The organism is Niveispirillum sp. FG148 (assembly GCF_057809655.1).
On the sequence record NZ_JBMDKJ010000004.1, the window covers coordinates 115,674 to 129,970 of the forward strand.

13 protein-coding genes are annotated in these 14,297 nt (G+C 66.8%); 10 read left to right on the forward strand and 3 right to left on the reverse strand.

All coding sequences use genetic code 11. The features are described 5' to 3' along the window. The first annotated feature begins 57 nt into the window (after nt 1-57). The 6 genes from ACODTW_RS05850 (at nt 58) to ACODTW_RS05875 (ending at nt 6,201) form a co-directional block, all read left to right on the forward strand. Nucleotides 58-1,560: a hypothetical protein gene (locus ACODTW_RS05850; protein ID WP_488945021.1), complete on the forward strand. Its 1,503-nt coding sequence runs from the start codon at nt 58-60 to the stop codon at nt 1,558-1,560. A 5-nt stretch (nt 1,561-1,565) separates the two neighbouring features. Continuing rightward, nucleotides 1,566-2,258, forward strand: a complete 693-nt coding sequence (locus ACODTW_RS05855; protein WP_488945022.1) for an acetyltransferase — start codon at nt 1,566-1,568, stop codon at nt 2,256-2,258. Then, complete coding sequence (locus ACODTW_RS05860) at nt 2,258-3,112, forward strand: beta-keto acid cleavage family enzyme (protein ID WP_488945023.1); 855 nt, start codon at nt 2,258-2,260, stop codon at nt 3,110-3,112. Before ACODTW_RS05855 ends, ACODTW_RS05860 begins: the two co-directional genes overlap by 1 nt. Beyond that, a complete protein-coding gene (locus ACODTW_RS05865) occupies nt 3,109-4,266 on the forward strand; it encodes a DegT/DnrJ/EryC1/StrS family aminotransferase (RefSeq protein ID WP_488945024.1) in 1,158 nt (385 codons plus the stop codon). Before ACODTW_RS05860 ends, ACODTW_RS05865 begins: the two co-directional genes overlap by 4 nt. 114 nt (nt 4,267-4,380) lie before the next feature. Continuing rightward, entirely contained in the window at nt 4,381-4,902 is a 522-nt protein-coding gene (locus ACODTW_RS05870; RefSeq protein WP_488945025.1) for a hypothetical protein, read from the forward strand. A 60-nt stretch (nt 4,903-4,962) separates the two neighbouring features. Continuing rightward, entirely contained in the window at nt 4,963-6,201 is a 1,239-nt protein-coding gene (locus tag ACODTW_RS05875; RefSeq protein ID WP_488945026.1) for a metal-dependent hydrolase family protein, read from the forward strand. On the opposite strand, the gene ybaL is transcribed toward ACODTW_RS05875, so the two are convergent. After that, nucleotides 6,198-7,937 (reverse strand): YbaL family putative K(+) efflux transporter, encoded by a 1,740-nt coding sequence (ybaL, locus tag ACODTW_RS05880; RefSeq protein WP_488945027.1) that lies wholly within the window; start codon nt 7,935-7,937, stop codon nt 6,198-6,200. The genes ACODTW_RS05875 and ybaL overlap by 4 nt on opposite strands. Before the next feature lie 106 nt (nt 7,938-8,043). Here ybaL and ACODTW_RS05885 point away from each other — a divergent pair, with 106 nt between their 5' ends. Continuing rightward, complete coding sequence (locus ACODTW_RS05885) at nt 8,044-8,316, forward strand: helix-turn-helix domain-containing protein (protein ID WP_488945028.1); 273 nt, start codon at nt 8,044-8,046, stop codon at nt 8,314-8,316. 90 nt (nt 8,317-8,406) lie between these two features. Next, the gene (gene arsA / locus ACODTW_RS05890) at nt 8,407-10,167 is read left to right on the forward strand and encodes an arsenical pump-driving ATPase (protein WP_488945029.1); all 1,761 of its coding nucleotides are present in this window, start codon (nt 8,407-8,409) and stop codon (nt 10,165-10,167) included. On the opposite strand, the gene ACODTW_RS05895 is transcribed toward arsA, so the two are convergent. Together ACODTW_RS05895 and ACODTW_RS05900 are read right to left on the reverse strand one after the other, a co-directional pair. After that, entirely contained in the window at nt 10,168-11,385 is a 1,218-nt protein-coding gene (locus tag ACODTW_RS05895) for a class I SAM-dependent rRNA methyltransferase (protein ID WP_488945237.1), read from the reverse strand. It abuts the gene before it with no gap. A 91-nt stretch (nt 11,386-11,476) separates the two neighbouring features. After that, entirely contained in the window at nt 11,477-11,932 is a 456-nt protein-coding gene (locus tag ACODTW_RS05900; RefSeq protein ID WP_488945030.1) for a hypothetical protein, read from the reverse strand. Between the two features lie 414 nt (nt 11,933-12,346). Here ACODTW_RS05900 and ACODTW_RS05905 point away from each other — a divergent pair, with 414 nt between their 5' ends. Further along, complete coding sequence (locus ACODTW_RS05905) at nt 12,347-13,000, forward strand: Crp/Fnr family transcriptional regulator (RefSeq protein ID WP_488945031.1); 654 nt, start codon at nt 12,347-12,349, stop codon at nt 12,998-13,000. Nucleotides 13,001-13,257: 257 nt separating this feature from the next. Beyond that, nucleotides 13,258-14,283: a hypothetical protein gene (locus ACODTW_RS05910; RefSeq protein ID WP_488945032.1), complete on the forward strand. Its 1,026-nt coding sequence runs from the start codon at nt 13,258-13,260 to the stop codon at nt 14,281-14,283. Nucleotides 14,284-14,297: the final 14 nt, after the last annotated feature.

Here is a 14,297-nt window from a genome sequence, read left to right on the forward strand (position 1 = left end):
CCGGTCCGTTCCCCACCAGGAACGGACCCCGTCCCCCCATCATGGACAGATCGCCTGATGACAAAACTGGATATGGCGGGTGATCTTCTATCCCTGGTCCGTTCGCACCCGGCGGATTCCTTCTTCTGGCGCAATCTCTCCACGGTGGTCAGGACGCTTGTCGGCACCGAGCGGGAGCAGGTCCGTCAGGCGATCGAGTCGTTGCCCGTCGATGGTGCCAGGGCCCAGTGGCTGAAATATTCGGCCCTGTTCGATGTGACACGCGATTGGGACTGGGCGACCCGCCAGGCGGCGCTGATCGACCGGGTGCAGACCGATGCCGTGATGGAATTCGCCTTGCTGGCGCATATGCGCGCCCTGACCATGGCGGACAGCCATGCGGAGTTCGGGGCGATGCTGGCCCGCGCCGGGGTCGGCAGGGCCATGACCATGCTGGCCGGGCGTTTCCCTGATGTCAGCGGACCCGGCGATGACGGCGACCGGGCCGGACGGCGCGTCGCCATCTATACGCCGCAGGCGGTGTCGGGCCGGCATGCGCCCACCGCCATGGCGCTGTCCATGGTGGAACTGGTTTGCGCGCTGGGCCACGAATGCCGGGTTTTTGCCGGCCAGGAAATGTCCATTCCCTTCATCAACGGGCTTTCCGGATCGAACGACATCCTGGTCGATCCCGGACTGGACATGGCATCGCTGAAGATACGCAGCACCATGCCCGTGCGTGTGACCATTGCCGACAGCACACGCATCCTGGAACGCCGGTTGCCAGATCTCTGCCTGGCCATCGATGCCTATCGGCCCGACCTGATCCTGTTCGTCGGGTTCTTTTCCCCGGTCATTGCCAAATTGCAGGGGAAATACCCCATCGTCGGGTTATCGACCCATGCGGTCGCTCCGCTGGTGCCGGTCGATATCTGGTTGTCGGCGGATGACCCGGCCGGCGACGATGCCGCCCTGTCTTTTCCCTACCGTTTCCAGTCCAAGGGCCCGGTGGCGGCCGATGCGCGGTTACGGGCCGGGCTGCCGGACGGGGCGATCCTGATCGCGACCACCGGTCACCGTCTGGACCGGGAGATGTCGCCTGCCTGGGTGGCGCAGATGCTGGCGCTGCTGGACCGGGAGCCCGACGTCCACTGGGTGCTGGTCGGTCTTCTTCCCGGGCAGAAGCTGACCGCGATCCCCGATCACCCGCGTATCCACCTGCATCCCCAGGTCGCGCACCTTGAACGGTGGCTGGCCGCGGCCGACATCTATGCCAATCCGCCGCGGCTGGGCGGGGGTGCATCGGTGGCCATGGCGATGGAGCAGGGGCTGGCCGTGGCCGCGCTGGCCGGCAACGATGGGGGCGACAAGCTGGGCCCCTTCGCAGCGGCTGACGAGGGTCATTATTTTGCGGCCTTGTCTGACTGGGTCCGCACCCCATCGGCCAGGGTCGCCATGGGGGCGGAGATGAAACGCCGGTTTGCGGGGCGGCTTGATATTTCCGGCGAAGCGGCCCGCAATGGTCTGGCGACGGCGCTGACCCTGGCGGCCGATCGCGCCGCCCGCCGCCTGAAAGGATGAAATCCGTGTCGGCATCAACCCGATCCACCGTGGACGACCGTCCTGTCGTCATCTTCGGCAATCTACGTTCGGCCAGTCTGGCGCGGTTCTGCCTGCAGCATGACAGCCCCTTCCGCGTCGCCGCCTTCACGGTTGACCGCGCCTACAGGGCCGGTGACAGCTATGACGGGCTGCCACTGGTCGCGTTCGAGGAGCTGGAGGCGCATTACCCGCCCGCGGATTGCCGCCTGCTGATCCCCATGGGCTATCAGCGCATCAACGGCATCCGGCGCGCGCGGTACGAGGAGGCGCGGCGGCGCGGCTATGATTTCATCTCCTATGTCTCCAGCCGGGCCAGCACCTGGCCCGATCTGGTGGTCGGGGACAATGTGCTGATCTATGAGCACGCCATCATCCAGCCCTTTGCCCGCATCGGGAACAATTGCATCATCCGCAGCGGCGCGCATATTTCCCACCATTGCACCGTGGAAGACCATGCCTTCGTCGCGGCAGAGGTGGCCATGGGTGGGGAAAGCACCATCGGGGAACAGGCGTTCGTGGGTGTCGGGTCCGTGGTCATCGACAATATCCGCGTCGGCGCGCGCGCCTTCATCGGGGCCGGCAGCGTGGTGACGCGGACGACCGATGCCGATGCCGTCTATGTCGGCAATCCGGCGCGCAAGCTGGACAAGACGCCGTTGCAGGTCACCGGGGGCTGATGGACATGCGCACGGGCGAACCGCTGATCATCAATCTGGCCTGCACCGGCGTCGTCCCCACGCGCGCCAGCAGCCCGCATGTGCCGCTGACCCAGGAAGAAATTCTGGCCGATGTCGCCACGGCCATCGGCCAGGGCGTGCAGATCGTGCATCTGCATGCGCGTGACGAAGCCGGCGTGCAGACCAGCGATCCCGAACCCTATGGAAGGCTGGTCAGCGCCATCCGCGCCCTGCCCGGCGGCCGCGACCTGATCGTGGGCGTCACCTGCAGCGGCCGGCTGGACAGCAGCTTCGCCACCCGGTCGCGGGTGCTGGATCTGGAAGGCGATGCCAGGCCCGACATGGGCAGCCTGACCCTCAGCTCGTTGAATTTCGTGCAGTCGGCCAGCGTCAATGAACCCGCCACCATCCGGGGACTGGCGGCCCGCATGCTGGAACGGGGCATCAAGCCGGAGCTGGAGGTGTTCGACCCCGGCATGGCCAATTTCGCCCGTGTCCTGCTGAATGAAGGGCTGGTGAAGCCACCGCTCTATGTCAACGTGCTGCTGGGCAATATCGCGGGATCGCAGGCCGATCTGCTTCAACTGGCCGCCATTCTGGCCGCCTTGCCACCGGACTGCATCGTCTGCGTGGCCGGCATCGGCCGGTTCCAACTGGCGGCCAATGGTCTGGGCCTGCTGGCGGCCGACGGGGTGCGTGTGGGGCTGGAGGATAATCTCTGGCTGGACCAGCAGCGCACGGTGCCCGCGCGCAACGGGGATCTGGTCGACCGGGTCATCCGCCAGGCCGCCCTGTTCGACCGCAAGCCGATGGCCCGGGCCGATGTGCGGGCCCGGCTGGGTATCACGTCATGACCGATCCGTTCCTGATCTTCGGCGCCCCCGACATAACCGAGGAGGATGTGGCGGAGGTTGTGACCGTGATGCGGTCGGGCTGGCTGGGCACGGGTCCGCGCGTCGCTGCCTTCGAACAGCGCTTTGCCAGCTTCAAGGGCGTGACGGCGGACCGGGTGGCGGCCGTCAATTCCTGCACGGCGGCGCTGCACCTGTCGCTGCTGGCCGCCGGGATCGGGCCGGGGGACGAGGTAGTGACCACGCCGCTGACCTTCTGCGCCACGGTGAACACCATCCTGCAGGTGGGCGCCACGCCCGTGCTGGCCGATGTCGATCCGGTGACGATGAATATCGATCCCGGCCGCATCCAGGCGGCCCTGACCCCGCGCACGCGCGCCATCATCCCCGTGCATCTGACGGGCCGGCCCTGTGAGATGGACGCCATTCTGGACCTCGCCGCCCGCCACGATCTGCGCGTCATCGAGGATTGCGCCCATGCGGTGGAGGCGGAATATAAGGGACGGCCGCTGGGCACGCTGGGCGATTTCGGCTGTTTCAGCTTCTATGTGACCAAGAATGTCACGACGGGGGAGGGCGGCATGGTCCTGACCCGCGACCCGGCCGCCCAGGACAGGATCAAGATCATGTCCCTGCACGGGATGAGCCGTGATGCCTGGAAGCGCTTCTCCCAGGACGGCAGGCGGCATTATCAGGTCGTGGCGCCGGGCTTCAAATACAACATGATGGACCTGCAGGCAGCCATCGGGCTGGGCCAGCTGGCGCGCGTCGAGGGGGCCTGGCAGCGGCGGTGGGAGCTGTGGCAGGCGTATCAGGAACGGCTGGCGCATCTGCCCGTCACCCGGCCGGCTGATCCCGCACCCGACACCCGCCATGGCCTGCATCTCTATACGCTGCGCATTGATGCGGACCGATGCGGGGTCACGCGCGACCAGTTCATGGACCGGATGGGCGCGGCCGGGATCGGGGTTGGCGTCCATTACCTGGCGCTGCCCGAACATCCCTATTACCAGGACCTGCTGGGCTGGCAGCCGGAGGGCACGCCCGTGGCCACCGCCATCGGACGGACAACGGTCAGCCTGCCGCTGGGGGCCGGCCTGACGCTGGCCAATATCGACTGCGTCATTGCCGCGGTCGAACGCAGCCTGGATGGCTGACGGACACCAGTGGTGCGGGATCAGCGGCGCATTTCCCCGTGGATCATCCGACATCCTTCATTGTATCTGTATCGTTATATCTGATTGGATATTTCGATCTGAAGGATGGCGCGCATGCGGATCGCCCTGGCTGCCGGTCTTTTCCTGGTGCTGCTGACCCCCGTTTCCGGTGTCGCGGTGGAAAAGCCTGATGAATGCGGGGGGCAGGTGGTCCCGCCGCCGGCCGACCTGTCGCCCTGGGCGGGCAACAGCCAGGGGGGCGTGGCCGCGGGCGGCACCCTGGACAGCGCGCCGGGTCTGACGCCGGGGCGGGTCGCTGAACTGGCCTTGCGACCCCAGGAGCAGGTGCGTTTCGTGGCACCCCCTGGCAAGGCCGGCACACCTGGCGGCTTTGCAGGCTTGTTTGTCTTTGACGTCGCCCATGCCGGCATCTGGCGGGTGGCGCTGGGCAGGGCGGCCTGGGTGGATGTGGTGAAGGATGGTGTTTCCGTGGCGTCGACCGGCCATGGCCATGGCCCGGCCTGCACCGGCATCCGCAAGATCGTCGAATTTCCGCTGACGCCGGGGCGCTACCTGCTGCAACTGGCAGTATCGCCCGGCGACCGCGTGACCGCGCTGATCCTGCCGCCAGCGTGATTTCAGGGCCGAAAGCCGCTATGGTGCGCGGCGTCGATCCCTGATGGCGAAGGATTTCCCATGTCCGATCAACTGCTTCTCTCCGGCGGCCTGGTTTTCGACGGGCTGTCGGCGCCGCGCCCCGGTCTGGGTGTGCTGGTCAGTGACGGGCGTATCGCCGCCGTGGCCCCGGTGGAGGAACTTGCCGGCTATGCCGGTCCGCGCCACGATACCAGCGGCGCCACGCTGATGCCGGGGCTGGTCGATGCCCATGTGCATCTGGCGCTGGAAGCGACAGGCGACGTGGTGTCGACGCTGCGGCAGCGGCCTGTCGGCGACCTGACTCTGCGCCTTCTGGAAAACGCCCAGGCCACGCTGGCGGGCGGGGTGACGTCCATCCGCGACCTGGGTGGGGTGGAATGGCTGGAGATGTCTGTGCGCGATGCCATCAAGGCCGGCCGGCACCAGGGGCCGACCCTGCGTTGTGCCGGCAAGGTGCTGACCATTACGGGCGGGCACGGCGCCTGGATCGGCATTGAATGCGACGGGCCCAATGACTGGTTGCGTGCCGTGCGCACCAACGTCAAGCATGGGGCCGACTGCATCAAGATGATCGCCACAGGCGGGGTGCTGACAGGCGGCGTCGACCCGCTGGCCCCGCACCCGGCAGAGGCGGAGATGGAAGCCGCCGTGGGCATGGCCCATGATTTCGGGCTGAAGGTCACGGCCCATGCGCAGGGTGCGCGCGGCATCGCCCGTGCCGTTGCGGCCGGGGTGGACAGTATCGAACATGGCTTTGAACTGACCGATGCGCAGATCGCCATCATGATCGACAAGGGCGTGCGGCTGGTGCCGACGCTGGCCGCCATGATGGCGCTGCTGGAGATGAAGGACCGGCTGCCACCCTTCGTGCGTGCCAAGGCGGAGAAGTTCGGCACCATGCATTTTGACAGTTTCCGCCGCTTCGTGGCGGCCGGCGGCGTGGTGGCGCTGGGCACCGATGCCGGCACGCCCGGCAACCGGCATGGGGAGAATGCGCAGGAACTGCGGCACATGGTGGCGCTGGGCATGGACCCGCTGGCCGCCTTGAAGGCTGGCACCAGCGTCGCGGCCGACCTGCTGGACCTGCCCGATCGGGGTCGCATCGCCAAGGGGGCGGCGGCCGACCTGCTGCTGGTGCCGGATGACCCCGTGGCCGATATCGAAGCGGCGGCCGATGCCGCCCGGCATCTGGCCCTGTGGAAAGACGGCGTGCCCGTGCCCCGCCGGGTGCCGGTGGCGACCCCGTCCTTCGCACCGGCGTCGGCGGCGGGGTTCTAAGCCGCCGATCCCGCCGCGGCCGCCGGTTCGGGCGGTGCGGTGGCGGCTGGCGGCTGGTCCAGCCCCTCGGCGATCATGCCGCGGGCCGTTTCGCGTTCGCCCATGACCACGATGCTGGCCCCATTCTGGGTCAGATAGGTCACTTCCTCGTCGGCATGGGCCCGCGCGATGATGCGCAGGCTGGGATTGGCTATGCGCGTCTGGCGGATGATCTGCCCCGCCTCGAACGAGCCGGGGATGGCGACGAACATCAGCCGCGCCCCGGCCAGGTTCATGGCGCCCAGCATCTCCGGCACCACGGCATTGCCCTGCAACACCTCCACACCTTGTTCGCGCAGGGTGTCGATGCGCTTCTGGCTGTCCTCCACCACCAGGAAGGGGATCCCGTCCGCCTTCAGCCGCGCCGTGATCAGGCTGCCGACGCGGCCATGGCCGATGACGATGGCATGGCCGGTCAGGCCGGTGGGGACCAGGGGCTCCCGCGTCGGTTCCGGCATGCTGGCGGTGCCGGTGTCAGGCGGGGCGTCCAGCTTGTGCCCGAACTTGTCGATCAGGGTGAACATGATGGGGTTCAGCAGGATCGACAGGATGGCGCCGACCAGCACCAGATCATGCCCTTCCTGCGGCAGCAGACCCAGCGACAGGCCAAGGGCGGCCAGGATGAAGGAGAATTCGCCGATCTGGGCCAGGCTGGCGGCGATGGTCAGCGCCGTGGAGCGCGGATGCCCGAAGGCCAGCACGATCAGATAGGCGGCCACCGACTTGCCCAGCACGATGATGGCCAGGGTGGCCAGCACGGGCAGGGGGCGTTCGATCAGGATGGCCGGATCGAACATCATGCCGACCGACACGAAGAACAGCACGGCGAAGGCGTCGCGCAGCGGCAGGGATTCCTCCGCCGCGCGATGGCTGAGCGGGGACCCCGACAGCACCATGCCGGCAAAGAAGGCGCCCAGCGCGAAGGACACACCGAACAAAGTCGCCGCCCCGTAGGCCACGCCCAGGGCGATGGCCAGCACCGCCAGCCGGAACAGCTCACGCGAACCGCTATGCGCCACCTCATGCAGCAGCCAGGGAATGACGCGCCGGCCCACCACCAGCATCAGCGCGACAAAGGCCGCGACCTTGCCCAGGGTGATGGCGATGACGGTGATCAGATCGCTACCCGACAGGGCCTGAGACGCCGCCGCCTCCTCGGCCCCGGCCTTGTCGCCCAGCAGCCCGGCCAATGCCGGCAGCAGCACCAGGGCCAGGACCATGGCCAGATCCTCCACCACCAGCCAGCCGATGGCGATGCGTCCGCGCTTGGCTTCCACCAGCCGGCGTTCCTGCAGCGCGCGCAGCAGCACGACGGTGGAGGCGACCGACAGGGCCAGACCGAACACAAGACCCGCCCCCAGGCTCCAGCCCAGCGCCCAGGACAGGCCCATGCCCATCAGGGTGGCAAGACCGATCTGGCCCAGCGCACCGGGGATGGCGATGGCCTTTACTGACAGCAGGTCCTTGATCGAGAAGTGCAGACCCACCCCGAACATCAGCAGGATGACACCGATTTCGGCCAGCTGCGGCGCCAGCTGCATGTCGGCCACATAACCGGGCGTCCCCGGCCCGATCATCACACCGGCCAGCAGATACCCGACCAGGGGCGAGATTTTCAGCCGATGCGCCACCGTCCCCAGAACGAAGGCCAGCGCCAGCGCGGCGACGATCATGGTGATCAGGGGCGTATCATGCATGCAGGGCCTGCCTTTCGTCCGGGCCAATGGCCGGCGTTGGCCTTGACCTCTCAACCTTTTTATCCAATATCAAGCAATATGGTTGAAATTGTCGGGATTACAACCGGTGCCCCTTGAACTTTCTGCCGCACAATTTTCGCCAGCACCCCTGTCGCCTGCACAGTGCCGGGCGGCGCGCGGGCTGCTGGACTGGAGCCAGGAACAGTTGGCCCTGGCCGCCGGCCTGTCGCGCAGCACCGTGCGTGATTTCGAAAGCGGCCGGCACGAGCCGCACCGGTCCAGCGTGACGCTGATCCTGCAGACCCTGGCAGGGCAGGGGGTGGAGCCCGTGCCGGCGGGTGACGGGGTGGGGGAGGGCGTGCGGTTCCGCGTGGGGTAGAAAACCGCCCGTGCGGCAAAGGAGGATGCTGGAAGGCCCGCGATCGGGACTATACTGTCACCCACGTTCCCGTAACCGGTCCGGTGAGACATGGCGACGTTCAAACTGATGGCGCAGCCGACCCCGTTCCTGTTCTTCACGGGGAAGGGGGGTGTCGGCAAAACCTCGCTCAGCTGCGCCTGCGCCATCGCGCTGGCTGATGCCGGCAAGCGGGTATTGCTGGTCAGTACCGATCCCGCCTCCAACCTGGACGAGATGCTGGGCGTCACCTTGACGGACCGGCCGACGCCGGTACCCGGCATTGATGGCCTGTCGGCCTTGAATATCGATCCGGAGGCGGCGGCCGAACAGTATCGCACCCGCGTCATCGCACAACTGGGCCCCGACGCGGACGAGGCGGAGAAGGCGACGGTGCGCGAACAGCTTTCCGGCGCCTGCACCACGGAAATCGCCGCCTTTGACGAATTTGTCGGCCTGCTGACAGGGGATGGTGCGGGTTTCGACCATGTCGTGTTCGATACCGCCCCCACGGGCCACACGCTGCGCCTGCTCAGCCTGCCGCGCGCCTGGACGGGGTTCCTGGCCGGCAATGACCGTGGCGCCTCATGCCTGGGGCCGCATTCGGGCCTGAAAATGCGGGAGGAACGGTTCCGCCGGGCCATGCTGGCCCTGGGCGATGCGGCGCGCACCACCATCGTGCTGGTCACCCGCGCCGACCCCGCCGCCATCCGGGAAGCCGGGCGCACGGCCGACGAATTGCGGGCGCTGGGCCTGTCGAACCAGATGCTGGCCGTGAATGGCCGGTTCCACACGACCCATCCCGACGATGGCGTGGCGCGGGCGCTGGAAGCCGATCAGGACGCGGCGCTGGCCGCCCTGCCGGGCAACCTGTCGGCCCTGCCGCGCGACGAATTCCCGTTGCTGTCCTTCGACATGGTGGGGCTGCCGGCCCTGCGCGCGCTGCTGTCGGGGACCGCCCCGCCGCCCGCGGCCGATCCCGGCCCGCTGCCCCCCGTCGACCTGCCTTCCCTGGACCGGCTGGTGGAGGATATCGCCGCCGGGGGCAAGGGGCTGGTCATGGTCATGGGCAAGGGCGGGGTGGGCAAGACCACGGTCGCCGCCGCCATCGCCGTGGGGCTGGCCGCGCGCGGCCATGGGGTGCATCTGACGACGACGGACCCGGCGGCGCACCTGTCCTTCGTCATCGACGGCACCCTGCCGGGCCTGACCGTGGACCGCATCGACCCGGTGGTGGAAACCAGGCGCTATATCGAAAAGATCATGGCCAGCCGGGGCCGCACCCTGGATGCCGACGCCCAGGCCCTGCTGCGGGAGGATCTGGCCTCCCCCTGCACAGAGGAGGTGGCGGTGTTCCACGCCTTCTCCCGCATCGTGGCCGAGGCGCGGGACAGTTTCGTCATCGTCGATACGGCGCCCACGGGCCATACGCTGCTGCTGCTGGACGCCACGGGCGCCTATCACCGGCAGATGACGCACCAGATGACGGGCATGGCCGGCCGCATGGTCACGCCGCTGATGCGTCTTCAGGACCCGGCCTATACCAAGATCATCCTGGTCGCCCTGCCCGAAGCCACGCCCGTGTCCGAGGCCGCATCGTTGCAGCACGATCTGGACCGGGCTGGCATTCGGCCGTTTGCCTGGGTGGTGAACCGGTCCATGGCGGCCAGCGGCACGCGCGACCCGGTCCTGGCGTCGCGTGTGGTGGGGGAAAAGGCGCAGATCGCGCGTGTGCGGCGGCGCTATTCCAACCACATCTTCGCCCTGGCCTATCAGCCCAAGGCGCCCGTCGGCCTGGACGCGCTGCGCCGGATCACCGACCCGGCACCCTGATCAATCCAGCGCGAAGACCATGGCCTTCAGATATTGCGTCTCTGGCAGCAGCGGATGCACCGGATGGTCGCAGCCGGCACCGGCAAAGCGCAGGATGCGGCCCTGGCGGCCGGCCTCGCCCAGCCCGCGGGCCACTTCCGTATGGAACAAAGGCGGTTCCATATTGTGGGAGCAGGACGCCACCAGCAGCATGCCGCCCGGCGCCACCAGACGGGCCGCGGCCTTGGTCATGCGGCGATAGGCGCGGCTGCCCACGGCCAGATCCTTCTTCGACTTCACGAAGGCCGGCGGGTCGGCGATCACCACCTCGAACGTGCGGCCTTCGGCCACCCACTGGTCCATCAGGTTGAAGGCATCGCCCTTTTCCGCCGTTACCCGGTCGGCCACGCCATTGGCTTCCGCCGCCTTCATGGCGATGGACAGCGACAGGGCAGAACGATCGACCAGCGTTACGTGCGACGCGCCACGCTTGGCGGCCAGCACGCCGAAGCCGCCGGCATAGGTATAGAAATCCACCACCGTGCGGCCCTTGCACAGGTCGGCGATGAAGGAACGGTTGTCGCGCTGGTCAAAGAACCAGCCCGTCTTCTGCCCTTCCGACAGGTCGGCGAAGAAAGTGGCGCCATTCTCCTCCAGCGGGATCAGGCCCTGGACAGTGCCCTTCACCACCTTCACCTCTTCCGGCAACCCTTCATAGGACCGGGCCGTGCTGTCATTGCGCAGCACGATGGCGGCGGGGTTCAGCACTTCTTCCAAGGCCGCCAGGATCATGGGGATGCGGCGGTCCATGGCCACATTGTTGGCCTGAACCACGATCGTATCGCCATAACGGTCGATGATCAGGGCCGGCAACCCGTCGCTTTCGGCATGGATCAGGCGATAGAAGGGCCGGTCATACAGCCGTTCACGGATTTCCAGGGCACGCCGGATGCGGCGCACGAAAAAGGCCGTGTCGATCACCTCCGCCGGGTCGCGCGTCAGGAAACGGGCGCAGATCAGGCTGTGGGGGTTGAAGGCAGCGATGCCCATCGTGGTCCCGCCCGCATCGGTGACGCGCACCACGGTGCCGGCCGGCAGCGCCTTGGCCGCCTTGTCCATGTCCACTTCGTTGGAATAGACCCAGGGATGGCCATGCTGCGCCCGCTTGTGCCGGCCCGCCTGGATGCGGATCACGGGCAGGGCGGCCGGCTTGGCGGCCGGGCTGGTCGGTTCGGTCATGGTGGGGGCGGGGGCCGTCGCGGCGGGAATGTCGTTCATGGCGCGGAAAATACCGCCGCCGCCGCGCAGGCTCAAGCGATGCCGCTGCCGGTCAGTCCAGCGGCCGGCACAGGCGCAGGTCTTCGCGGTAATGGCCGTGGTCCAGGGCGCGGGCCAGCGCGACCGACACCGACGCCCCGATGCCTTCGCGCTGCGGCAGGTGCAGATGCACGGCCTTGCATCCCAGCTTTGCGCCAATGACGTCCATGTCGGCCAGCAGCACGTCGATCGCCGCCTCCGGCTCGATCAGGTCCAGCGCCAGGAACATGTCGACCTGCAACACCTTGCCATGCTTGGGGCTGGGCAAGGCCTGGAAGGCGTAAAGGCCATGGATATAGCCATGTTCGCCTTCCACCGTCCGGATGCCGCCATCCGCCATGGCCAGCAAGGCCGCGGCATAGCTGCGCCAGGACTCGCGGTCATTGGCGGCACGCCCCGTCTGCACCAGAGGCCAGGCCTGGTCGACACGACGAAGGTCTAATGGCTTTACGGTGAAACGATCGGACATGATCACCCGTTCCGGCGAGATATGCACGGCGTCATCTCTTTTCTTCGTGGCCCTGGCCGCCAGCGGGGGTTTGATGGCGGCCTCTCAGCGTTAACCGATCGGGATGGGGTCGCGCTTTGATATGGATCAACGCGGCTTTGCTCAGGTCGGCCTAATCGTTCGGATATGTGTTCATCAGCCAACCATTATGGAATCCTTCAGTTGGCTGTCAGACATGACTGGGGCAATTTGCCCGCATTCTCGTCTGTTGCAGCAGCGTTCATGTTGGGCGCATGCTGCTTTCGGATTGAATGCCGCGGTTGTTGCTAAAGCGGGGGGCCTGATATGGCAGTGGCGGAACATGCATGCGCGCGCGAAAGCGCGGTCGCGGCAAAGATTGATATGTCGCCGTGCAATGGCTGTCCCGTCCGTACCATGTCCGTTTGTTCCGCCCTGGATTCAGATGAACTGAAGCGGCTGGCGGAAATACTGGTGTCGGTGAAGGTGGAAGCCGGGCACACGCTGTTTGCCGAAGGCGATGGCGCCGATATGCTGTTCAATGTCACCGCTGGCACCATGAAGCTGTACAAGCTGCTGCCCGATGGCCGGCGCCAGATCACGGGTTTCCTGCTGCCGGGTGATTTCCTGGGCCTGTCGATCAACGACACCTATGCCTATTCAGCCGAATCCGTGACGCAGGTAACCCTGTGCCGGTTCCCCCGCCGCCGGCTGGAAAACCTGCTGGACGAATATCCCAAGATGCAGCGCCGGCTGTTCGCCATGGCGTCGACCGAACTGGCGGCCGCACAGGATCAAATGCTGCTGCTGGGTCGCAAGAATGCCAAGGAACGCATCGCGTCGTTCCTGCTGATGCTGTCGGAACGGGCCAAGCGCCGTGGTTACAAGGAAAACCCCGTGCATGTGCCGATGAGCCGGTCGGACATCGCCGATTACCTGGGCCTGACCACGGAGACTGTTAGCCGCACCTTCACCCAGCTGAAGACCAGCCGCGCCATCTCCCTGATGGAAGGCGGCAAGGTCCGGCTGAATGATGTCGAAAAGCTGCAGGAACTGGCTGAAGGGGCGTGACGGCCACCTTTCTCCCCCGTCCTTCCCAAAACACATCATCCCGGCCCCCTGGCCGGGATTTTTGTTGGCGCAGGCGGTTGCGATCAACAGACCATCGGCAAATGCCACCCGGCAAAAAGCGCCGGGTCCTTGCGACTTGCGTCTATGTCTTGCGGACTGCAAGGGTCGCCGAAATATCTAACCCATTGAGATGAATTGTTTCTCCGTGCTGGCCCGGCGATTGCTTTGCTGTGGGCCGTACCAGAACGGGGACCATCATGGACGGCGGCGCGCATATTCGTTTCATCCAGCAGGGTGACAACCAGGGCGAGGCGGACGGCAGTTTTGCCCAGCTTTACCGGCAGGCCCATGCCAAGGTCGGCATGGCGCGTGCCGGTGTCGCCGGCATGTTGGACTGGCTGACGCGTCGTGGCGGTAATGCCGAAGGGTTCGATGCCCAGCTGGCGGAGGCCGGCCCCCTGACCTCCGACAATCATGACCGGGTGAAGGGCAATGTCTTCCTGGCCTTCCTGTTCCATGATCTGCGCCATCGGCTGCAGGTCTGCATGGATCAGGCGCGCGATGCCCGGACCGGCCCCTTTGCGCCGCTGCCCCCCTATCTGGGGCAGGAGCAGAAGCTGAACCTGCTGCGCTCCCAATGCTGTGTGCTGCTGAACCAGGTGCTGGACGAATGGGCGGCCGATCTGGCCGACCGGCCGCTGCCCGCCTGCCCCTTTGCGCGCATGGCCCGTTTTGCCAAGGGTTTTTTCAAGGGATCAGCCCTCTACGCCCGTGCCGACCATGACATGGTCTCCATCTCCAAGACGGGCAGCAACACGGCCCTGCATATGTGCTTCAGCCTGGTGGAAGGCTCGCTGCATCTGGGGCTGGACCTGCCGGCCGGCGACTGGCGCGACGCGATGTGGCGCAGCCGCAAGGAACTGAAGACCCTGGCCTCGGGCAGCCTGGGCATGATCGTCACCTTCCTGCACGCCTCCAAGCTGGAGCCGGAGGGGGAAAGTGCCGTCAATCCCACGACGGGGGAGGCGACGGCCTTCATGATCGAACAGGGGGTGGACGGGGTGCGCCTGCGCCTGGACCCGCGCCCCATCAAGCCCTTCACCACGGGACATGACCGGCTTTACACGGGCTGCCCGGCCTTCCATGTGTCGGGCATGATCGAGATGTATCTGGACTGGGTGCTGGATCTGGCCATCCATCACGGCCTGCACGCACCCGTGCGCCGTCCGGCCACCCCCGCCCTGCAGCCGGCCGCCCCGGCCGATTGGCAGCCGGTGATGTAAGCATGGGATGGTTG